Annotated in this window: 18 protein-coding genes; 12 read left to right on the forward strand and 6 right to left on the reverse strand. The window is 64.1% G+C overall.

Annotated elements, in window-relative coordinates:
• The first annotated feature begins 3 nt into the window (after window positions 1–3).
• From NRG23_RS25460 to NRG23_RS25505, 10 genes are all read left to right on the forward strand, one after another.
• Entirely contained in the window at window positions 4–2,616 is a 2,613-nt protein-coding gene (locus NRG23_RS25460; protein ID WP_257372723.1) for an aminotransferase class III-fold pyridoxal phosphate-dependent enzyme, read from the forward strand.
• A 28-nt stretch (window positions 2,617–2,644) separates the two neighbouring features.
• Complete coding sequence (locus tag NRG23_RS25465) at window positions 2,645–3,781, forward strand: acyl-CoA dehydrogenase family protein (protein WP_016703514.1); 1,137 nt, start codon at window positions 2,645–2,647, stop codon at window positions 3,779–3,781.
• A gap of 79 nt (window positions 3,782–3,860) precedes the next feature.
• Window positions 3,861–5,165: a fatty acid desaturase gene (locus tag NRG23_RS25470; protein ID WP_028683343.1), complete on the forward strand. Its 1,305-nt coding sequence runs from the start codon at window positions 3,861–3,863 to the stop codon at window positions 5,163–5,165.
• Window positions 5,162–6,193, forward strand: coding sequence for a ferredoxin--NADP reductase (locus NRG23_RS25475; protein WP_041984282.1), 1,032 nt, complete (start codon window positions 5,162–5,164; stop codon window positions 6,191–6,193). The genes NRG23_RS25470 and NRG23_RS25475 overlap by 4 nt, the downstream gene beginning before the upstream one ends.
• Before the next feature lie 26 nt (window positions 6,194–6,219).
• Window positions 6,220–7,176: a fatty acid desaturase gene (locus NRG23_RS25480; RefSeq protein ID WP_009050685.1), complete on the forward strand. Its 957-nt coding sequence runs from the start codon at window positions 6,220–6,222 to the stop codon at window positions 7,174–7,176.
• Between the two features lie 48 nt (window positions 7,177–7,224).
• Window positions 7,225–7,722, forward strand: coding sequence for an HIT family protein (locus NRG23_RS25485; RefSeq protein WP_009050684.1), 498 nt, complete (start codon window positions 7,225–7,227; stop codon window positions 7,720–7,722).
• A gap of 109 nt (window positions 7,723–7,831) precedes the next feature.
• Window positions 7,832–9,346: an NAD(P)/FAD-dependent oxidoreductase gene (locus NRG23_RS25490; protein ID WP_009050683.1), complete on the forward strand. Its 1,515-nt coding sequence runs from the start codon at window positions 7,832–7,834 to the stop codon at window positions 9,344–9,346.
• Window positions 9,343–9,726 carry a hypothetical protein gene (locus NRG23_RS25495; protein WP_009050682.1) on the forward strand — a complete coding sequence of 128 codons (384 nt, stop codon included), beginning with the start codon at window positions 9,343–9,345 and terminating at the stop codon, window positions 9,724–9,726. Before NRG23_RS25490 ends, NRG23_RS25495 begins: the two co-directional genes overlap by 4 nt.
• A gap of 162 nt (window positions 9,727–9,888) precedes the next feature.
• Window positions 9,889–10,704, forward strand: a complete 816-nt coding sequence (locus NRG23_RS25500) for a carbon-nitrogen hydrolase family protein (protein WP_016703509.1) — start codon at window positions 9,889–9,891, stop codon at window positions 10,702–10,704.
• A gap of 105 nt (window positions 10,705–10,809) precedes the next feature.
• Window positions 10,810–11,904 carry a polyamine ABC transporter substrate-binding protein gene (locus NRG23_RS25505; protein ID WP_257372725.1) on the forward strand — a complete coding sequence of 365 codons (1,095 nt, stop codon included), beginning with the start codon at window positions 10,810–10,812 and terminating at the stop codon, window positions 11,902–11,904.
• Between the two features lie 230 nt (window positions 11,905–12,134).
• On the opposite strand, the gene NRG23_RS25510 is transcribed toward NRG23_RS25505, so the two are convergent.
• Window positions 12,135–13,409: a glycoside hydrolase family 68 protein gene (locus tag NRG23_RS25510; RefSeq protein ID WP_016703507.1), complete on the reverse strand. Its 1,275-nt coding sequence runs from the start codon at window positions 13,407–13,409 to the stop codon at window positions 12,135–12,137.
• A gap of 405 nt (window positions 13,410–13,814) precedes the next feature.
• Between NRG23_RS25510 and NRG23_RS25515 the strand changes: the two genes are divergently transcribed.
• Window positions 13,815–14,636 carry an amidohydrolase family protein gene (locus NRG23_RS25515; protein WP_038634938.1) on the forward strand — a complete coding sequence of 274 codons (822 nt, stop codon included), beginning with the start codon at window positions 13,815–13,817 and terminating at the stop codon, window positions 14,634–14,636.
• Window positions 14,637–14,645: 9 nt separating this feature from the next.
• On the opposite strand, the gene NRG23_RS25520 is transcribed toward NRG23_RS25515, so the two are convergent.
• The 5 genes from NRG23_RS25520 to NRG23_RS25540 form a co-directional block, all read right to left on the reverse strand.
• Complete coding sequence (locus tag NRG23_RS25520; protein WP_257372727.1) at window positions 14,646–14,885, reverse strand: hypothetical protein; 240 nt, start codon at window positions 14,883–14,885, stop codon at window positions 14,646–14,648.
• Window positions 14,886–15,032: 147 nt separating this feature from the next.
• Complete coding sequence (locus NRG23_RS25525) at window positions 15,033–16,283, reverse strand: aspartate aminotransferase family protein (protein WP_053269849.1); 1,251 nt, start codon at window positions 16,281–16,283, stop codon at window positions 15,033–15,035.
• Window positions 16,284–16,406: 123 nt separating this feature from the next.
• The gene (locus tag NRG23_RS25530) at window positions 16,407–16,997 is read right to left on the reverse strand and encodes a DedA family protein (RefSeq protein WP_257372728.1); all 591 of its coding nucleotides are present in this window, start codon (window positions 16,995–16,997) and stop codon (window positions 16,407–16,409) included.
• 102 nt (window positions 16,998–17,099) lie between these two features.
• Window positions 17,100–19,049 carry an alkaline phosphatase D family protein gene (locus tag NRG23_RS25535; protein WP_257372729.1) on the reverse strand — a complete coding sequence of 650 codons (1,950 nt, stop codon included), beginning with the start codon at window positions 19,047–19,049 and terminating at the stop codon, window positions 17,100–17,102.
• 138 nt (window positions 19,050–19,187) lie between these two features.
• On the reverse strand, window positions 19,188–19,718 hold the full coding sequence (locus NRG23_RS25540; RefSeq protein WP_257372730.1) for a hypothetical protein: 531 nt from the start codon (window positions 19,716–19,718) through the stop codon (window positions 19,188–19,190).
• Window positions 19,719–19,970: 252 nt separating this feature from the next.
• Between NRG23_RS25540 and NRG23_RS25545 the strand changes: the two genes are divergently transcribed.
• A complete protein-coding gene (locus tag NRG23_RS25545) occupies window positions 19,971–20,774 on the forward strand; it encodes an NYN domain-containing protein (RefSeq protein WP_257372731.1) in 804 nt (267 codons plus the stop codon).
• The last annotated feature ends 6 nt before the right edge of the window (window positions 20,775–20,780 follow it).

Consider the following 20,780-nt stretch of genomic DNA (forward strand, 5'->3'; position numbering starts at 1 on the left):
GCCATGGCTGACTCGTTGCTCAATATCACCCGCCAGGAACTGCTGGAATTCGTCGGCCTCAACGAGACCGTGGTTCGCGCCCAGGGCACCCGGATCGAAACCGCCAGCGGCCAGACCCTGATCGATTTCGTCGGCCAGTTCGGCGCGGTGCCCTTCGGGTATGGCGCGGCGCCAATTACCGAGGCGATCCACACATTCCTCGCCAGCGGCCAGGCCTCGCTGGTCCAGCCGCTGATCAACCCCGGCGCCGAAGAACTGGCGCGGCGCTTGATCGAGCTGGCGCCGGGCAACCATTCGAAAGTGACCTTCACCACCAGTGGCGCGGAGACCGTCGAGGCGGCGATCAAGCTGTGCCGCGCTGCGACCCAGCGCGAGCTGGTGATCGGCACCCTGACTGGTTTTCACGGCAAGACCCAGGGCGCGGTGGCGGTCACCGGCAAGGCCATTTACCGTGAGCCGTTCCAGATCCGCGCCGAGGGTTTCAGCCATGTGCCCTATGGCGACCTGGAGGCCCTCGAGGCGCTGCTGAAGACCCGGCGCGCCGCAGCCTTTTTTGTCGAGGCGGTGCAGGGCGAGGCGGGCATGATCACCCCGCCCCCAGGCTACCTGCTGGCGGCGCAGAACCTCTGCCGCCAATACGGCACCCTGTTTGTCCTCGATGAAATCCAGACCGGCCTGGGCCGCACCGGCGAGCTGTTCGCCGCCACCGCCCACGGCCTGGAGCCGGACGTGGTGCTGCTGGCCAAGGCCCTGGGCGGCGGTGTCGCGGCCATTGGCGCGTGCATCTACGGCGAGCAGTGCTGGAGCCGTGATTTCGACCGGCACCACAGCTCCACCTTCGCCGTAAATGGCTTCAGCGCCGCCATCGGCCTGGCCGTGCTCGACCAGCTCACAGCCAACGACGGCGCCCAGCTCAAGCACGCGGCGCAGCAGGGCGCCTACCTGCATGCCGGGCTGTCGCGTCTGGTACGCGACTATCCCGAGGTGTTCCACAGCCTCGACGGCCGCGGCCTGATGCTTGGCCTGAAATTTCGCCGCTGGAGCGGCGAGCGCCTGTATACCCTGTCCCTGGCCAGCGCCTTCGGCGCCCTGGTACCGATCGTTTGCGGCTACCTGAAAAGCCGCCATGGCGTGTACTGCCTGCCGACCCTCACCGAAGGCAACGTGCTGCGCATCCAGCCACCGCTGTGCATCGAACGCGCCGACATCGACCTGCTGCTCGAAGGCCTCAAGGCGGTGGCGGAACTGGTGGTGCACAACCAGCAGCATCGCTTGATCCTCGAAGCCCACGGCTATGCCGGGCCACGGGGTGTGCCGAGCCCCTGGGTGGTGCCCGGCAAACCGCGCAGCAGCGGGCGCTGCCTGGGTCGCTTCGCCTTCCTGCTGCACCCGACCACCGCCGAGAGCGTCAACGGCGACAGCGTGGTGGACGGCCTGGGGCTGTCGGCGGCGGAAAAAACCTTCATGCAGGGCTGGCTCGACGACTTCTCCGAATGGGCCAAGCCGGACCTCGATGCCGGTGTGTCCTATCACGCCCGGCGGGTCTACAACGATGCCGGCGACTACGTCGAAGGCTGGCTGGTCGGCAGCCTGCTGCAACCGCGCGACCTGATGCGCCTGAGCCTGGGCAAGCGGCGCAAGCTGCTGGCCAACTACCTGGACAGCGTCGCCGAGCTGGAGGTGGATTTCGTCGGCCTGGGGGCCTACACCTCGGTGATTTCCAGTGCTGGTGTCGATGTCATCAACGAGCGGTTCCACACCACCACCGGCAACAGCCTGACGGCCATGGTCGGTGTCGATGCGCTGCTGAGCACCTGCGCCAATCGGGGCGCGCCGCTGGCCAAGCGCCTGACCGGGGTGATCGGTGCCTACGGTTCGGTGGGCCGCCTGGCCAGCCTGCGCCTGGGGCGCCTCTGCGAGCACCTGGTATTGCTCGGCAATGGGGCCAATCGGGGCGCCATGGACGAGCTGCGGCTGGTGGCCGGCGAGCTGTATCGCGACGCCTTGCTGCAGATCCAGGGCGGCCACAGCAGCGGCATCGCCAAGACCCTGGTGCTGCTCCTGCCGAGCCTGGCCAGCGTCGAGCAACTGCTGGATCGCGACCTCGGCGACGAGGAGCAATTGCGCGAACTGTTCGACCGCATCGATGCCCTGGCCCAGGGCAAGCCGCAGGTGCAGCCGCCGCTGGTGATCACCGCGGACCTGGGGAGCTGGCTGCCACGCCTGGAAACCGTGCTTTCGGCCACCTCCAACGGCTCGGCCTTTATCGACCCGCTGGTCCTGCACCAGAACGCGATCATCTGCGACTGCGCGCAGCCGCCGGACATCGGTCACGTCACCCTGGCGCTGCGCCCGGACGTCACGGTGATCGAAGGCGGCCTGATCCATTTGCCCGACCGCAGCCAGCGTTTCGGCCAGCAGAACCTCACCGGTCTGCCCACGGGCGTGACCTTCAGTTGCCTGGCCGAAACCATGGTCCTGACCATGGCCGGCCTGCAGCGCGACTACAGCATCGGCAAGCGTCCTCCGCTGGAGGACGCCGAAGCGATCTTCGACCTGGCCCGAGCCTTCGGTTTCGCCCCCGCGGTGGAGCAGTTGATCGAAAAAGCCGGTTAACCCTGACAACGAGAAAGGAGTCCACACCATGTCGATGCACAACGCCCGCAACGCCACCGAGAAGTACCTGCCGGGCCTGCTCGCCGCCCTCCAGGAGCGTGGCCTGATGGCCCTGGAACAGGCCGACCCGGCCGTGCTCTGCGGGCTGTTTCGCGACTACCGCGCCGCCGGCCTGATCATCCCCGAGACCTACGGCGGCCTCGGCGCCTCGCCGGAGGAAACCGTGGAAATCCTGCGGGCCATCGGTTCGCTGTGCCCGTCCCTGGCGGTGATGATGACCATGCACCACCACACCATCGCCACCATCGTGCAATTGGGTGGGTTGATCCCGGCGGCGGAAGAACTGCTGTGGGGCATCACCCAGAACCAGTTGCTGATCGCCTCGGCCTTCGCCGAGGGCAAGCCGGGCTCGGAGATCTTCAACCGCAGCGTCAAGGCGCGGCCGGTGGAGGGCGGTTTCGTCCTCGACGGCAGCAAGAAGCCCTGCACCATGAGCCACCACATGGACGTGATCGTGGTCGGTGTCGCCTGTGAGCAGGACGACGGCAGCGTCAGCCAGGGCTTTGCCGTGGTCTTTGCCGATGGCAGCACGGTCACCCGCGAACCCTTCTGGAACGCCACGGTGCTGCGCGCCACCGACAGCAACGAACTGGTGTTCAACGGCGTGTTCGTGCCCAGCGAGCGCATGCTGCTGGCCGACGGCGCCGACAGCGAAGAAGTGGCCGCGACCGCCATGGAAACCTCGCTCAACGGCCTGAGCTGGTTCCAGCTGATGGTCGGCGGCAGCTACCTGGGCGTGGCTTCGGCCCTGGTCGACCGGCTGCTGCGAAAAGCCTTCGCCGACCCCGCGCAACTGGCGCTGCTGTGCATCGAACTGGAGGGTGCCCATCAGGCGCTGCTCGGCACCGCCGGCGAATTGCAGGCGCAACAGGATGCGCCGATGAACACCTACCACAAGGCGCTGTGCACGCGCTTCCTGGTACAGGCAGCGATCGAGCGTGCGACCAACCTCAGCGTCGAGCTGTTGGGCGGCATGGCTTTCATCGCCTCCGACGAAGTGGCCTATCTGCTGGCGGCCTCCCGGGCGATCTGCTTCCACCCGATCTCCCGCGGCGCCGCCACGCCGTTGCTGGCGCAGTTCCTGCGCGAGTCTTATAGCGCCTGATTCGCCTGCTACCGCAGCCGGAGCTGTGGCGCCGCTGGCGTCGCTCCGGCCTCGGCAACATGCCTAATGGAGTAGAAGCATGAGTAGCGATTTTCTCTATCCGCCGCGCCCGGCCAATGTCGGTCGCGGGTTTCACTGCCTGGCTGTTCCGCTGTTCAGTCTGCTGCTGGTGTTCAACACCGCGGCCATCGTCGTGATTCTGGCCCTGTCGTGCACCTTGCAGGCCGGGCGCCGGGTGTTGTCGTGGTTGCCGGGAATGAAGGCCCTGGGCGGCTGGCTGGTGACGAGCTATCACCGCTTGTTGCAGCCACTGGCCGAGCGCTTGCTCAAGGACCCGCGGGACGAGCCGATCCTCGCCGCCGCCATCAGCCTGGGCCTGACCGCCGGGCCGGTGTTCATCGCCCAATTGTGGCTCAAGGAAATCTCCTGGCTGCTGGTGCTGCTGTTCTACGCCTTCGTCTACGGCCCGAACATCCGCGGCTTCGTCCGCTCCTTCAGCGCCATGCATCAGGAAGGCCACGTGCCCGGCGGTATCTTCAAGCGTTCGAGCCTGCTGGATCGCTGGGTCGGCAACTCCTTCCTGTACATGTTCTTCGCCATTCCCATGGGTCTGATCCCCCACGCGGCGGCGCATTTGCAACAGCATCACCGGGAGAACGCCGGGCCGCTGGATGTCTACGCCACTGCACGCTACGACCATGCCAGCGCCTGGGATTTCGCCGTCTACATGGTGCGCGAGGTGATGTACCAGCAGTTCATGGTTTCGCCCTGGTTGTACTTCAAGAGCAAGCGCAAGCGCAGCCAGGCCCGGGCCATGGTCATGGGCAACCTGGTGCATGGCGGGCTGTTCGTCGCGCTGGCGTTCTACAGCCTGCCGATCGCCGTGTTCTACATGCTGGTGCCCTGGTGCGCGAGCAACTTCCTGATGGGCGTCATCCACTGGAGCCAGCACGCCTTCTACGGCGGCCAGGAAGACCCCAGGGACTGGATGTACAACACCGTGACCCTGCTGGAAACGCCGGTGAATATCCTCAACGAGGGTTACCACGCCTGCCACCATCACTGGGCCGTCGGCCACTGGTCGGAGAGCCCGGCGCTGTTCGAGCGGCTCAAGCCGGAACTGGCGGCCGCCGGCTCCATGGTGTTTCGCGACCTCAGCGTGTTCGGCCTGTTCGTGCTGCTGATGCTGCGCCGCTTCGATGCGCTGGCGGACAAGCTGGACTGGTGGCAGCCGCTGGACCACGCAGAGAAAGTCCGCCTGCTGCAATACCGGGTGCTGCCGGCGCCCATCTCGGCCCATGAGCACGCCCATCAACGGCGCCTCGGCACAGCGCACGACGCCCACGAATCCACACCTGCGCACAGCGCCCTGGGCCAGCCATGAACCGTCCCCTGACCTTGAAAGTCGCCGCCATCGAACGGGAAACCGACGACGCGGTGACCATTCACCTCAAGCAGCCGCTGCTGCGCAAAGTCCGCTACAGCGCCGGGCAATACCTGACCCTGGAGGTCGACGTCGACGGGACCAAGGGCTGCCGTGCCTATTCCATCAGCAGCACGCCGGGGCTGGACAAGACCCTGTCGATCACCGTCAAGCGGGTGGCCGGCGGCAAAGTCTCCAATCGCCTGGTGCAGGAGCTGAGCGCCGGCGACGCGGTGCAGACCCTCGGCACCCACGGCCGCTTCACCTTCGCTCCGCAGCCGGGCAGGGGGCGGCACCTGGTGCTGCTGGCGGCGGGCAGCGGGATCACGCCGATCTTCTCGATCCTCAAGTCGGCGCTGCACTTCGAGCCGGACTCGCAGGTGTCGCTGATCTACGGCAACCGCAATCGGGAGTCGGTGATCTTCCGCGACAAGCTCGACCAGTTGCGGCAGACCTTCGGCGAGCGTTTGCAGCTGGTGCATGTGCTGTCGCGGCCAGACACCCCGGGGGCCCACGAAGGGCGCCTGACCCGCGAGCGGGTGATGGACATTCTCGGCGCGCTGCCCGGCCCGCAGGCCCGCGAATACTACAGCTGTGGCCCCAGCGGCATGATGGATGAGGTGACCGCCGCCCTGGAGGCCCTGGGCATTGCCCCGGAACGTGTGCACCAGGAGCGTTTCACCCCGGCCAAGGCGCCAGTGGCCAGCGGCGACACGGAAAAACGCGTGGAGCTGCTGATGCAGGGCCAGACGTTCAACTTCACCGTTGCCCCAGGCCAGACCCTGCTCGACGCGGCCCTGGCCAGCGGCGTGCAGCCACCGTTTTCCTGCCGCAGCGGTTTCTGCACCGCCTGCGTCTGCACCCGGCTGACGGGGCAAGTGCGCATGCGCGAAGACCACGGGCTGTCGGCGGACGAACTGAACCGAGGCCAGGCACTGTTGTGCGTGGGCTATCCATTGACGGACGACGTGCGCCTGCAAGTCGATTAGCGATACAGACAGAGGAAGGTCAATTCATGAGTCATTCAACCCACCATGCCGCCGAAGACCAGTTGCGGTTGGCCAAGCGCGCCGAACTGCGGGTCGACCGCGAGCGCCAGGCCCAGTTGCAGGCACTGATGCAGCCGCAACCGCTGAAGTTCACGCTCTGGTCGTTGTTGCACCTGCTGGTCTGGTGCGCGGCGGCGCTGTACATCCTGCTCGGCGACAACCCCTGGGGCCTGGCACTGGCGGTGCTGGTGCTGGGCAATCAGCTGCATGCCTTCACCGTGCTGCAACACGATTGCGGGCATGCCAGCGGCTTTCGGTCGGCGGCGCTGAACCTGTGGGTCGGGCGCTTCATGGCCTGGTTCATCGTGTTTCCGTTTTCCTCCTTCACCGAATGCCACAAGTACCATCACCGCTACCTGGGCGATCCGCACAAGGACCCCGACGACTGGAACTACACCGGCGGGGTGAAGTGGATGTTCCTGCGCATCGCCGTGTTCGTGCCGCGCTTCATCTACTTTTCCCTGGTGCGCTACGGCAAGGCAGTGCGCAACCGGGTGCTGCGCGAGCTGGCGTTCAATCTGCTGTCGATGGCGGCGATCGGCGCCTGGTGCTACAGCCAGGGGCTGATGCTGCAGTTCGTGCTGATCTTCATCGTGCCGCTGCTATTGCTGGCGCTGGTGATCAACCCGATTTCCCGGGGCTACGAGCACTTCCCCATGGCCACCCTGGAGGTCGGCGACCCGCAGCGCCTGGACCTGGCGAAGAACACCGTGACCGTCAGCGACCGGCTGATCGGCCTGCTGTGGGCCAACATCAACTACCACGTCGAGCATCACATCTACCCCGGTGTGCCCTTCGTCAACCTGCCACGGCTGGCGGCGCTGCTGGACAACAAGCCCTACCTGCGCGACCGCTGGCTGCTGGCGCGGATGTTCGCGCGACGTCCGGTAACAACTTCCGCCGAACCTCGGCGAGCGGCGTGAGCTACATTTACAGCGCCCGAAGGAGCGCCACCCACCGAGGATTCACGGATGACCTGTATTTTCTGCCAGATCGCAGCCGGCGAATTGCCCAGCGCCCTGGTCTATCGCGACACCCACTGCATGGCCTTCATGGACGTACACCCGCTGGGGCAGGGCCACGTGCTGCTGATCCCGCTGGCCCATGTGGAAAAACTCGAGCAACTGCCCACGGTCATCCGCCAACACCTGTACCAGGTGTTCGATACCTTGCTGGCCGCCCAGCGTCGCGCCGGCTTCGGGGTGGAAGGCACGCACCTGATCGTCAACGACGGCAAGGCCACCAACCAGCACATCCCCCATGCCCACCTGCACCTGGTGCCGCGGCAAAGGGGCGATGGGCTGGGTTTCGGGATGCGCATGTTCATGCACTTCACCGGCGTGTTCGGCCGCCGCACGCCGCTGCAAACCCTGCGCCGCCAGGCCCTGGTGATCGCCGCCGAGCTCGACCCGCAGGCGCTGGAGAACCTGGCGCACCGGACCAGCCGGCTGCACGCCGAGTCGATTTAGCCGCCCGGGCCGGCGGGCGGCCGGCCCTTGATCCACAGAGGTTTAAAATAAACAGTGCATGCGCTGCGGACGGTCACGCCCGGCGTTTGTGCCGCCAGGAGTCAGGAACATGAGTGCGCTACTTCAGGAGCAGGCCGATCCGGCGCGGGTCTATCGGGTGTTGATCATCGGCGCCGGCTTCTCCGGCATCGGTATGGCGATCAACCTGCGCCAGCGCGGCGAGCAGGACTTCCTGATCCTTGAACAGGAAGCCGGCGTCGGCGGCACCTGGTGGGTCAACCAGTACCCCGGCTGTGCCTGCGACATTCCTTCCCATCTCTATTCGTTTTCCTTCGAGCCCAACCCCGACTGGTCGCGGCGCTTTTCGCCGCAGCCGGAGATCCGCGATTACCTCAGGCACTGCGCCGACAAGTATCAGGTGCTGCAACACTGCTGCTTCAACACCGCGGTCAGCGGCCTGCGCTGGCTGGAAGAGCGCGCGCTGTGGCAGGTGACCGATGCCCGTGGCGGCGTGCGTTTTGCCCAGGTGGTGGTGGCTGGCACCGGGGCCTTGTCGACCCCGGATTATCCCCAGCTGCCGGGGCTGGAGCGCTTCAAGGGCCGGGTCTTTCATTCCCAGCAGTGGGACCATGAGTACGTCCTGGCCGGCAAGCGGGTCGGGGTGATCGGCACCGGCGCGTCGGCGATCCAGTTCGTGCCGCAGATCCAGCCGCAAGTGGCCAGCCTGGCGGTGTTCCAGCGCACGCCGCCGTGGATCATCCCCAAGCCGGACCGGGCCTTTTCCACTAGCGGCCAGCGCCTGCTGCGGCGTTTTCCCGCTATGCAGCGGCTGTTGCGCGGGCTGATCTACACCGCCCATGAAACCCGGGTGTTCGGCTTCGTGTTCAACCCGCGGCTGATGGCCTTGCACCAATGGCTGGCGCTCAACCTGCTGCGGCGCCAGGTCAAGGACCCGGAACTGCGCCGGCGCCTGACCCCGGACTACGCCATCGGCTGCAAGCGCATCCTGCTGTCCAACGACTACTTCCCGGCCCTGGCCCAGGCCAACACCCGGTTGGTCACCAGCGGTATCCGTGAAGTCACCGAGGACGCGCTGATCACCGTCGACGGCCAGCGCCATGCCCTGGATGCGCTGATCTTCGGCACCGGCTTCAAGGCGCGCACGCCATTTCCGGCGGGGATGATCCTCGGGCGCGGCGGGGTGGACATCGTCGATACCTGGCGGCAGGGCAGCGAAGCCTACAAGGGCACCACGGTCAGCGGCTTTCCCAATCTGTTTCTGCTGATGGGGCCCAACACCGGCCTGGGGCACAACTCCATCGTCTACATGATCGAGTCGCAGATCGCCTACATCCTCGGCGCCCTGGACACCCTGCAACGCCTGGGCGTGACCAGTGTCGATGTCGATCCGCAGGCCCAGGCGCGCTTCAACCAGGGCCTGCGCCGCAGGCTGCGCGGCGCGGTGTGGAGCGTCGGCAGTTGCCAGAGCTGGTACGTCGACCCTCACAGCGGGCGCAACGTCGCCCTGTGGCCGGGGTTCAGCTGGCAGTTCCGCCAGCAGACCCGTTATTTCGATGCCGAGGCCTATCGGCTGACGTCGCATCCCCAAGGAGTAAAACCATGAGCCATCCGGGCAAGAGCGTGTTTCTGTTCGGCCTGTACATGTTGTTGCTGGGCGCCGCGCTGGTGCTGGCGCCCAACCTGCTGCTGCCGTTGTTCGGTTTTGCCCTGACCGACGAGGTGTGGATCCGGGTGATGGGCCAGCTGGCGCTGTACCTGGGGGTCTATTACGTCTGGGCCGGCTACACCGAGCGGCGCGAATTCATGGCCCTGACCGTGGCGATCCGCCTGTCGGTGCCGGTGTTTTTTGCCGCCTTCGTCGCCGCCGGGCTGATATCGCCGGTGCTGTTGCTGCTGGCCTTGCCGGACCTGTGCAGCGCGCTGTGGACCTGGTGCGCGCTGAAAGCCCCGACGGCTTCACGCCAGCCACCGGGTCATGCCTGAGCCCTTCAGTCTGGCGCTGACTCGACCCGCCAACTAACCCTGGCGGGGTACTCCATTGAAGTGATTACCACGCGGCTGCGCGCCCTCCATACTCGCCACCAGCCCTGGCGGGTGCCGCTCATGCGGCGTTCGGAGACCTGCCGACACTTCAAAGGATCCGCGATGAAGATTGAACTGATGCAACTGGCCGGCCGTGACGGCGACACGGCCTACAACCTCGAGCGGGTCCTGCGGGGCATTGCCGACTGTGACGACGACATCGACCTGCTGGTGTTCCCGGAAACCCAGATCAGCGGTTTCGCCAACCCGCAGCAACTGGCCGAGGTCGCCGAGCCATTGGACGGGCCGAGTATCCAGGCCGTGTTGCGGGCGGTGCGCGCCAAGGGGGTCGCGGTGGTGGTCGGCATTGCCGAAAAAGCCGCCGGCCACTACTACAACACCTCGCTGCTGGTGACCCCCGAAGGGGTGGCGACGAGTTACCGCAAGACCCATCTGTGGCCCGACGAGCGCGGCCTGTTCCAGCCCGGCGACCGCTACAGCACCGTGTTCTGGCGGGGCGTGCGGGTCGGCCTGCTGATCTGCTACGACATCGAACTGCCGGAAAGCGCCCGCGCCCTCGGCCAACTGGGCGCCGAGCTGATCCTGGTGAGCAACGGCAACATGGACCCCTACGGCCCGGTGCATCGCACCGCGATCATGGCCCGTGCCCAGGAGAACCAGGCCTTCGCGGTGATGGTGAACCGGGTCGGCGACGGCACCGACGGCCTGGTGTTCGCCGGCGGTAGTGCGCTGGTCGATCCCTTCGGCCGGCTGCTGTTCGAGGCCGGCCGCGACGAGTGCCGGCAGGTGGTGGAGCTCGACCTCGGGCAACTCAAGGCCGCCCGCCGCGATTACGACTACCTGCATGACCGGCGCCTGCAACTGTCCGGCGAATACGTCGAGCACGCCGATGGCCGTCGCGAACTGTTGATTCCTTAAACCCCATCGCTGTTTTTCCGCCGCTTTCGGCCCTGCCATAACAACCCATAATCAGCAGGCGAGGCGCACGTCCCTTGGACGGGTGCCAACGCTCGGAGTCCTCAGATGAAAGCTATCCGCTGTTTGCCCCTGGCCCTGGCCGCACTGTTCGGTTTCGCTACGGTCCAGGCCGCCGAACCGAGCGTGCATTTCTACAACTGGTACGACTACATCGCCCCGGACACGCCCGGGCAGTTCCACAAGGAAACCGGCATCAGCGTGCTGCAGGACACTTTTGACAACAGCGACGTGATGCAAAGCAAACTGATGGCCGGGCGCAGCGGCTATGACGTGGTGGTGGCCAGCAGCGACCTGCTGCCGAACCTGATCAAGGCCGGGGTGCTCCAGGAACTGGACCGCAACCAGCTCGGCAACTGGTCGCACCTGGACCCCGAGATGCTGGCCAAGGTACAGAGCAACGACCCCGGCAACCGTTTCGCCGCGCCTTACCTGTGGGGCACCACGGGCATCGGCTACGACGCCGACAAGGTCAAGGCGCTGCTCGGCGACCAGGCACCGGTGGATTCCTTGGACCTGATCTTCAAGGAAGAGAACCTGGCCAAGCTCAGCCAGTGTGGTGTCGCCATGCTCGATGCTCCGAGTGAAATCATCCCCATCGCCCTGCATTACCTGGGCCTGCCCTACAACAGCCAGAACCCCGAGGACTACAAGAAGGCCGAGGCCTTGTTGCTCAAGGTCCGGCCGCATATTCGCTACTTCGACTCGTCGAAATTCATCACTGACCTGGCCAACGGCAACATCTGTGTGGTGCTGGGCTGGAGCGGCGGAGTGTTCGATGCCCAGGTCGCCTCGCAGAAGGCCAACAACGGCCGCCGTCTGGTCTACAGCATTCCCCGCGAAGGCGGGCCGGTCTGGGTGGAAAACCTGGTGCTGCTCAAGGATGCGCCGCATCCCCAGGACGGCCTGAAGTTCATCGATTACCTGCTGCGCCCGCAAGTGATTGCCCAGTCTTCCGACTACCTGGGCTACCCCAACGCCAACCGCGATGCCACGGCGCTGGTGGCCCAGAAGATCCGCGCCAACCCTGGGGTCTATCCGTCTGCAGAAGTGATGGCCACGCTGTTCCCGCTGGAGCCGCTGCCGCTGAAAATGGAACGGGTGCGTACCCGGGTGTGGAGCAAGGTCAAGACCGGGAGCTGACCCCGGGAAGGCCACTGCTGGCCGGAGAGAGGAGGGGGGCTGCTGCGATTTCCGCAAGCAGGAGCAGAACTGGCTACATCCGTGTAGCCAGTTGCGAAGGGTTGGTACTACGCATTGTTCAATGAAGCTCCTGAGCAAAGTCGCAGTGAGCCAGGCGGGATATCTCGATCATATCCACAACGGGTTCTTCATCGAACTCGAGCCCGCTGCCTGAGCGCCCTGTGTCGCTATTACTTGAGCGTTACATCGAGCATCGGCGGGATGTAACCGTAGTCGTACTCGGCCACCACGAACGTCTGCTGCCCTTTGATCTTGATCTCCACCGTCGGTGCTTCGGTACCGCCGATACGAATCTGCGTGCCGCTTTCGTCGGTCGGTACGCTGTCGATGAAGGAGGTCACCAGGCCGTTGGGCATCACACAGTGCGAGTAGGTCTGGAACGGCTGGGAAGACGGGTTGCCCAGCACCAGGCCGGAACCGTTCAACGGCACGTAGGGGCCGAACAGCGAATCGGCAACAAAACCGTACACCCCGTCCGGCCCGGTCACACCGTCGGCATAGGTGAAGGTGTGGCTGATGGTGAACAGGTAGTACTTGCCGTCCTGGAACACGAAGTGCGGGCGTTCGGTCTGGTCGTTGACGCCGACCGCGGTCAGCAGCGGCGGCAGCATTTCCCAGTCGTCGCCGTCTTCGTCGCGGGCCACGGCGATACCGACACAGGCAGTCTGGAAGCGCGAGTTGCCGACGTCTTCATAACCTGGCGGTACGTCGCCGATTTCCGCTTTCCCGACCTTGTGCGAGCCGCGTTCACCGGCCACGTTGCCTTCGAACAGCATGTACAGCTTGCCGTCGTTGGGGTCGCGGAACGGCCATGGATCGCGGAAGCCCCAGAAGGGGTTCTGCGCTTCGGTCTGGTACATCTTGCCGTCGGCCTCGAACAGCGGCTTGACCTTCTCGAAGCCAACCATGCTGACGCCATGCTCGGTCGTCACCACCCGGCCACGCACCTTGACGATGGTCGCGCCCGGAGTGACAGCGGTGTAATACAGGTCCACATCACCCTGTTCGTTCAACAGGATCGGCGTGCCGGCCCATTCGCGAGCGGTCGGCGAAACCCCTTCGGCCATTACCCGGCCACCGAGTTTCCAGTCCTTGCCGGTACGGGAGAACCAGTAGTACATCTTTGCCCGGCCGTGGCGGTCGTTCCAGTCGCGGGTGATGTCGTAGTTGCCGTTTTCGTCGATGTACTCCGGGTCGTTCGGATGACGATCCGCAGTCAGGGTGAAGATCACCGACCAGCCATCGACGGAGGTTATGTTTCCGTCCAGGTCGCGCAACGGCATGGTGTCCCAGATGAACACCTCGTTGCTCAATACCGGGAAATCCGCACTGACCAATGGTTGGGTCGTGGTGGGATCGTCCGCATGGACTTTCAGCGCATCGGCCCGAGTCCAGAGGCTGGGTTGATGGGGTGCCTTGCCGAATTTTTCAGTGTTGCTTTTCATAGGTAATACCTCGTCCGTGAATGGATTCGCTTATCAAAAATACTGTATGTGCATACAGCAATTTCACCTTAAGCGAGGCGATTTTTCGGGTCAAGGATAAATTTGCATTTATGCATAATTGCCGTTTTTGCTGGAGCTGATACGTTTCAGCTAGTTATGTTTCCAGAAGTTTGTTTTTCGGCCTGATCAGCGACGATGCCAGCAAAATGCGCGCTTGGAACCGTTGGTCGGTCCGAGGGGCAGGGAGGGGGAAAGGAGGGAGGCAGAACCAGGTGAAGGACGGGCGCCGAACCTGGGCGGATCGGTCAATGCCGCCGAGCGCTGCGAACATTGTCGCTGTCATGGCGCGGACGTAGCCTGGGCCCTCGTCGCCTGAATCACGGTCAGCAGAGGGGGATCGCTCTCATGAAGGGTGCAATCGACGCATGGGCACAACCGGCCAATGGCCGGGCACGGCAGTTGCTGCCGGAGGTGGCGCGGCTGTTCGAGAAGTCAGGTTCCGCGCATTTGCTGGACCAGCCGCTGAGCATCGAGCAGACCGTCGAGCTGATGGACCAGGCCGGGGTGGAGAAACTGATGCTGGCGGCCTGGTGCCGGCCGGAGCGCTGGGTGTTCAGCAACGATGAAATCGCCGCCTACACCCGGGCTTATCCCGAGCGTTTTGTCGGCGTGGCCACGGTGGACCTGAGCCGGCCGATGGCGGCGCTGGCCGAGCTGCAGCGGGCGGTGGGCGAGCTGGGCTGCAAGGGCCTGCGCATTGTGCCCTGGCTGTGGAAACTGCCGCCCAACCACCGCCTGTACTACCCGCTGTACGCCAAGTGCGTGGAGCTGGGCATTCCCTTCTGCACCCAGGTCGGCCACACCGGCCCGCTGATGCCTTCGGAAACCGGGCGGCCGGTGCCTTATCTGGATGAGGTGGCGCTGGACTTCCCGCAACTGCGAATTGTCGCCGGGCACATCGGCCACCCCTGGACCGACGAGATGATCGGCCTGGCCTGGAAGCACGACAATATCTACATCGACACCTCGGCCTACCTGCCAGCTTATTACCCGCCGCAGTTGCTGCATTTCATGCGCACCTACGGGCAGGACAAAGTGCTGTTCGGCAGCAACTTCCCGCAGTTGCCGTTCGATAAATGCATGCAGCAGGTCCAGGCCCTGGAGTTGCCGGAGCCGGTGCGGGACAAGTTCCTGCATGGCAATGCGCGGCGGGTATTCGGCTTGTAGTGCAGCGCCTCAGCTGTGGTCCTGGTAGCGGCGCCGGCTGAAAAACAGCGAGCTGCCCATGGCCACCAGCGCCACGGCAATCAGCCCGGCATCGAGGTCGCCCAGCATCGACGGCAAGAACAGTATCCATAGCAGCCCGGCCAGGCTCAGGACCAGGCCTGTCCACTTCCTCAGCGGGTAAGGCTTCATCCAGTAGTACAGCGGCATCAGCAGCAGGCATACCAGCACATAGGGGAGGTTCTGCTTCATGAGTCTTGCTCGCTGCGGCTGAAGCTCACTGTATTGCCGGCCATGAGCCGTTTTCTGTTGCTGGGACACTGCATGTCGCGCTTCCTTGTCGATGGCATGAGGCGCGCCAGTGTCCATGGCGAGCGGCTTTTGCGCAAATATCTGGTGTTATGCCAACCGCGCCAGGCAGTCCTCCAGAATATCCAGCCCTTCTTCCAGCACCTCGAGTTCAATGGTCAGCGGCGCCAGCAGGCGGACGATGTGCCGCGATTTGCCGCTGGGCATCAACAGCAGGCCGGCGTCCCGCGCGGCGCTGAGCAGTGCGCTCAGTTGCTCCGGGGCCGGCGAGCCGTCGGCCTTGACCAGTTCGATGCCACGCATGGCGCCGACCCCGGTCAGGCGCCCGAGATAAGGCGTCAGGCGCTCGGCCTGCCAGCGCTGGTAGCGGCTGACGATGGCTTGCTCCTGGCGCTCGCCCCAGGTTTGCAGGTTGAGGTCGCTCATCTCGTCCAGGGTCGCCAGGGCCGCAGCGCAGGCGATGGGGTTGCCGGAATAGGTGCCGCCCAGGCCGCCCTTGGGCAGGTTGTCCAGCAGCGCTTTGCGCCCGACCACCGCGCCCAGGGGCACACCGCCGCCAATGCTTTTGCCCAGCAGCACCAGGTCCGGCTCGATCCCCAGCCGGGTGAAGGCGAAGCGCTGGCCGGTGCGACCGAAGCCGGACTGGATTTCATCGGCGATCAGCAGGATGCCTCGTTCATCGCAGAAGCGCCGCAGGGCGCGGGCGAACTCGACGTCCAGGGCCAGGAAACCAGCCTCGCCCTGCACCGGTTCGACGATGAAACAGGCCACTTCGGCAACGTCGATCTCCACGCTGAACAGCCGGTCCATGGCCTTCAGCGCCTCCTCGCAGGTCACGCCGTTGTCCGCGCTCGGGTAGGGCAGGTGATACACCGGGCCGGGCAGCACGCCGATCTTCTGCTTGTAGGGCGCGACCTTGCCATTGAGGTTGAGGGTGGCCAGGGTGCGGCCATGGAAGCCGCCGTCGAAGGCGATCACCGCGGTGCGCCCGGTGGCGCCACGGACGATCTTCAAGGCGTTCTCCGCCGCTTCCGCGCCGCTGTTGGTGAGCATACCGCTGACCGGGTAACTCAAGGGCATGAAACGCGCCAGCCGCTCCATGAATTCGACATAGGGCCCGTGGGGCGCCGCGTTGAATGCGTAGTGGGTCAGCCGAGTGGCCTGCTGCTGAATCGCCGCTACCACCCGCGGATGGCAATGCCCCAGGTTGAGCACGCCGATCCCGCCGACGAAATCGATGTAGCGTTTGCCGTTCTCGTCCCACACCTCGGCATTCTTGCCATGGCTCAGGCGGATGGGGTGAACGATGGAAATCGACTGGCTGATGCTTTCGCTGCTCATGGGCTAAGGGCTCTGGCTACCTGGAACATGGCGGCTATCTAAGCCAAGAGCGAGGCCGTGTCGCAAACGAAATAAAGTGCGGGGGTCAGTATGAAAATTCTGGATGTTGGGGTGGAGGCTGGATCAGTCGTTCAGTGGCGCGACGTTTCTGGTTCTGGCCCGGCGTTGGCGAAACAGTGCGACCGCCACCACCAGCACCACGACACCGAGGACAATCGGCAGGCGATAAGGCTTCAAGTCGCCGAACAGATGTTCCAGCGCATCGCCGGCCCAGTAGCCGCCGCAGACGAACAGCGTGGCCCAGAGCAGTGCGCCGAGCATGTTCAGCAAGGTGAAGCGCAGCGGCGACAGGCCGCTGGCGCCGATCACCACCGGGCCGACCCAGCGCATGCCATACATGAAACGCACCGCCAGCACCGAGGTCGAGGGATAACGCCGGATCAACCCGGTCACCCGCTCGATGGCCGCCTGCTGGCCCTTCAGGCGTGGCAACAAACGCCCGCCAAAATGCCGCCCGCTCCAGAACAGCAACTGGTCGCCGAACATCCCGCTGACCGTCGCCACGGCAATCACCGCCCACAGGTCCAGCACCTGCTGATGCGCCGCCATGCCACCCAGGATCAGCACGGTTTCGCCTTCCAGCAGGCAGCCGAGGACAATCACCCAATAGCCATAGGTCGTAAGCAGGGCGTGCAGGTCGAGGTGTTCGAACATGGGGATGAAGGGGCCTTTGAAGAGCTGATTGGGTGGTGCGATCAACCTGCTGAACCATAGCGCGTCCGAGCGAATCCGTTGTCACGAATCGCTCGGTGGGGTTCAGTCCTCATCCGGCGCCAGCATCTGGGTTTTCGGCGCGCCATTGGCGTTGTGCTGGTAGATCTCCCGGGGCTGGCCGTGGTCGTTGAAGAACACCTGGCCAATGCCCGCCGAGTTCCACAGCCGTTCGCCGGCTTCGCGATGTTCGGGGCTGTAGGGCACCACTCGCATCAATCGGCGGCGGGTGAACCAGTTCAAGGGTGAGCGCGGCGAATACAGCCAGCGATTGAGGCGGTCGAACCATTCCAGCAGGGTCGGCGGGAACTCGTTCTTGATGCCGCTGCTGGTGATCTGCCAGATCTTTGGGCCGCCCTTGCGGTGGCGGATCAGCACTTCGTAGACAAAGGAATAATGCACGTCGCCGGAGAGGATCACGTAGTTACCCGGGGTACGCGAGTGGCGGAAGATATTCAGGATGACCTGGGCCGCGCCGCGGTGGGCCATCCAGTTTTCCGCGTCCACCAGCAGTGGGTGACCGCACCAGCTGAAGACCTTCTGCACCGTCTCGATCAGCTTGACGCCGAACACCGGCGCCGGGGAAACGATGATCGCCGACGGGTGATCCAGCAGTTCATGTTGCAGCTCGCTCAGGGCTTCCCAGTCGAGCAGGCCCGAGGGCTGCGCCAGGTTGAACTCGCTGCGCCAGCGTCGGGTGCGGGTGTCCAGCACCACCAGCGCCGGAGTGGTGGGCAGCGTGTATTGCCATTGCTGGAAGCGCAGCAGTTCGTCGATCAGGGTGTCCTGGGCGGCGCTGTCCAGGTAGAGCGCATCGCCCTGGGCCTCGGCACTCAGGGCGCGAGTGTGTTGCAGCGGCGCGGTGAAGGCATCCGGGTTGTTGCCCCAGCCCTGGCACAGCATGTAGGCGATCAGCGCGTTGCCGATGATGCGTTTGGAAAACGGGTGGCCGTAGGCGGTTTCTTCCCACTGGGCGCTGAGGTTCCAGTCGTCGGTGATGTCGTGGTCGTCGAAGATCATCAGGCTTGGCAGGTGGGCGAACACCCGCGCCACACCACCCAGGCCCTTGGCGAACGCCTCGATCCGCAGCTGCTCGCGCTGGTAGCGCTGTTGTTCCTTGGCAGCGAGCTGTGGTGGTCGCGGATCGATCAGACTCCAGGGCACCGGCGACCAGACCAGCAGGTACATGGCCATGACCTCGGCGAAGGTCACCAGATGGTTGTCGGCGCTGCTGCTGGTGAAGATCGGCTTTTTCACCCCGCCGAAGAAACGCTCGCGCAGGGTCTCGTTGCTTTTCAGCGCCGGTAGCAATTCGGCGCGTTGGTAATAGCTGGCGCGGTGCCGATAGAGCGCGGCACTGTCGCTGACCACCGCGCCTTCCAGATGCTCGCCGAACAGACCCAGGCGCTCGATCAGCGCATGAATCGCCCGCAACATCGGCCCGGCCACATCGTCGGCGTAGACCTGGTCGCCGGTCATCAACAGCAGGGCAGGGCGTTGCTGCGGCTCTGGCGTTTCCGCCAGCAGGCGATCGACGCAGAGCAAACCCTCGTCCGCCGAATGATGGGGCTTGCGGCAGGAGCCGTGGACCAATTGATGGATACGGCTATGCAGGACGAAATCCGGCTGCTGCTTTTGCCCATAGAGCAGATGCGGCGCCCACTCGGCGATACCGGAATTTGAGCCATCGGCCTGGGCGATCAGCACGTCGTAGTCGACGCGCACATCGCAGGGCAACGGGCTGTCCAGCGGCAGATCGATCAGGTGGATAAAGGCATGTTGGCCCACCGGGATCACCTGGCACCGCTCGGCGGTGAGCGGGTAGTCGCGGACTTCCGCGTCGCTGCCGGCCTGCAAACGCAACGTCAGCTCCAGCGCCCGCGAGCCCACCAGCCACAGCACCAGCCGCGTGGGTTCCAGGCGGCGCAGCAGAGGGCCGGCGAGGACGCAGGGCAAGGCGATGCTGGAAGCGGTCGATGGCAACGGTTGAGACATGCAGGTTCGAGGCTCTTGCGGCAAACGGAGGCGGGGATAGTACCGCAGCCAGTGTCGAAGAATTGTCAGCGAGTGCTTGGGGTGTTTGGGAGCGGTATCGCGCAGTCTGGGCTGAAAACTGCGCGTTGTCCGCAGGCGCTATGGTGCTGTGGGCTTATTGATTTCCCGCAGCAGGTCAGTAACTGGCAACTGCAGGGTGTTGGAGTAATAGGTCTTGTAGCCATAGGCGGTGATAAGTGCTTTGCACGGAATCGTCTTTTTGTTGGCTAACAAGGTGTTCAATTCTTCGACAGAGAGGTCGCGACGGGATTGTCCTTTGTCGAGGGTTTCACTCAAAAAAGCTTCAGTGAAAAAGTTTGAGGGTGGTTGATTCGTTTGAGCTGCATCAGCCTGAATCCTGCCATAGGCAGAGCGCGCAATTTCATGCTCAACGGAAAAGTCATGGTCCCCGTCTAATGCACAAATAAACTGAGCTGAGGCAATACCTTCTCCCATACCTCTTGCGTAGAGATCCAGAAGGTTGATGTTTGATTTGTAGCGGACGATATACAGCGAAAGATCCGCTTTGCGTTCGACAGAAATGAAATTCAAGTCTGCTGGCGGTTTCTCATGATCTTTTGCGCAGGAGGAACAGGCGATAGCCAGCAGAAGCAGACATAGTCTTTTCATGTTTTTGCCAGCTTGTTGGTAATGGATTCAAAGATGATATCGCAGGCGGATTGTGAGCCCGCAATTGGCTGCGTGAACATATCAAATGTCCTTGAACGTCTTCCGGTAGTCGGTGGTGGACGGCGCGATGGCAAAATAGTAGCTTCGATCTCCAGCGCTCTGCTTACGGCCCCCTCCAAACGCCGTGGCCCGGCCCTTCATGTTCGTTTAGGAAGACGTTCTACTCCAGTCGCCAGCTCACAAGGATGAACCATGGCCACCAAGTCCACGCATTCGAACCAGCAAAAACACCTCGCCGTACTGATCGACGCCGACAACGCTCAGGCGTCGATTGTCGGGGCGTTGTTCGAGGAAATCGCCAAGTACGGCATCGCCAGTGTGAAGCGCATGTACGGCGACTGGACCGGGCCGCAGTTGGGCAGTTGGAAAAAACTGATGCTGAAGCATTCGATCCAGCCCATCCAGCAGTTCTCCTACACCAAGGGCAAGAACTCCACTGACAGTTCGTTGATCATCGACGCCATGGACCTGCTTTATACCCGGCGTTTCGATGGCTTCTGCCTGGTGTCCAGCGACAGCGATTTCACGCGCCTGGCCGGGCGCCTGCGCGAGGAAGGCATGACGGTATACGGCTTCGGCGAAGCGAAGACGCCTGAGTCTTTCGTTAGCGCCTGCGACAAGTTTATCTACACCGAAATTCTCCAGGCCCAGGACGTCACTGAATCCGCCGCCCAGGGTGACAAGACCCAGGCCGTCCCCGGCTCCATCGAGAATGCGGGCAAACAACCAGCCGCTTCATCTTCCAGCAGTCCGACAGAAGTACCGGTGGAGTTCATCGCCAAGATTCTTGATGACATCGCCGAAGAGGACGGTTGGGCGCCCTTGGCCATGTTGGGCACCACCATCAGCAAGGTGAGCCCCGCATTCGACTCCCGGTTGTACGGCCACACCAAACTCAGCGGCCTGATCCGAAGCCAGAACAAATGGTTTGACCTGGACACCCGTGGCGGCTCGCCCACCGGTGGGGTGGTGTTGTACGTGCGCAACAAAAAATAGGACCCC

Origin of the sequence: Pseudomonas sp. T8, from assembly GCF_024610635.1 — a bacterium.
Lineage (GTDB): Bacteria > Pseudomonadota > Gammaproteobacteria > Pseudomonadales > Pseudomonadaceae > Aquipseudomonas > Aquipseudomonas chlororaphis_I.

Excerpts from the sequence above, each read along its gene's own strand:
- NRG23_RS25460 (WP_257372723.1), top strand. The coding sequence starts at position 4 with ATGGCTGACTCGTTGCTCAATATCACCCGCCAGGAACTGCTGGAATTC.
- NRG23_RS25465 (WP_016703514.1), top strand. The coding sequence starts at position 2,645 with ATGTCGATGCACAACGCCCGCAACGCCACCGAGAAGTACCTGCCGGGC.
- NRG23_RS25470 (WP_028683343.1), top strand. The coding sequence starts at position 3,861 with ATGAGTAGCGATTTTCTCTATCCGCCGCGCCCGGCCAATGTCGGTCGC.
- NRG23_RS25475 (WP_041984282.1), top strand. The coding sequence starts at position 5,162 with ATGAACCGTCCCCTGACCTTGAAAGTCGCCGCCATCGAACGGGAAACC.
- NRG23_RS25480 (WP_009050685.1), top strand. The coding sequence starts at position 6,220 with ATGAGTCATTCAACCCACCATGCCGCCGAAGACCAGTTGCGGTTGGCC.
- NRG23_RS25485 (WP_009050684.1), top strand. The coding sequence starts at position 7,225 with ATGACCTGTATTTTCTGCCAGATCGCAGCCGGCGAATTGCCCAGCGCC.
- NRG23_RS25490 (WP_009050683.1), top strand. The coding sequence starts at position 7,832 with ATGAGTGCGCTACTTCAGGAGCAGGCCGATCCGGCGCGGGTCTATCGG.
- NRG23_RS25495 (WP_009050682.1), top strand. The coding sequence starts at position 9,343 with ATGAGCCATCCGGGCAAGAGCGTGTTTCTGTTCGGCCTGTACATGTTG.
- NRG23_RS25500 (WP_016703509.1), top strand. The coding sequence starts at position 9,889 with ATGAAGATTGAACTGATGCAACTGGCCGGCCGTGACGGCGACACGGCC.
- NRG23_RS25505 (WP_257372725.1), top strand. The coding sequence starts at position 10,810 with ATGAAAGCTATCCGCTGTTTGCCCCTGGCCCTGGCCGCACTGTTCGGT.
- NRG23_RS25510 (WP_016703507.1), bottom strand. The coding sequence starts at position 13,409 with ATGAAAAGCAACACTGAAAAATTCGGCAAGGCACCCCATCAACCCAGC.
- NRG23_RS25515 (WP_038634938.1), top strand. The coding sequence starts at position 13,815 with ATGAAGGGTGCAATCGACGCATGGGCACAACCGGCCAATGGCCGGGCA.
- NRG23_RS25520 (WP_257372727.1), bottom strand. The coding sequence starts at position 14,885 with ATGAAGCAGAACCTCCCCTATGTGCTGGTATGCCTGCTGCTGATGCCG.
- NRG23_RS25525 (WP_053269849.1), bottom strand. The coding sequence starts at position 16,283 with ATGAGCAGCGAAAGCATCAGCCAGTCGATTTCCATCGTTCACCCCATC.
- NRG23_RS25530 (WP_257372728.1), bottom strand. The coding sequence starts at position 16,997 with ATGTTCGAACACCTCGACCTGCACGCCCTGCTTACGACCTATGGCTAT.
- NRG23_RS25535 (WP_257372729.1), bottom strand. The coding sequence starts at position 19,049 with ATGTCTCAACCGTTGCCATCGACCGCTTCCAGCATCGCCTTGCCCTGC.
- NRG23_RS25540 (WP_257372730.1), bottom strand. The coding sequence starts at position 19,718 with ATGAAAAGACTATGTCTGCTTCTGCTGGCTATCGCCTGTTCCTCCTGC.
- NRG23_RS25545 (WP_257372731.1), top strand. The coding sequence starts at position 19,971 with ATGGCCACCAAGTCCACGCATTCGAACCAGCAAAAACACCTCGCCGTA.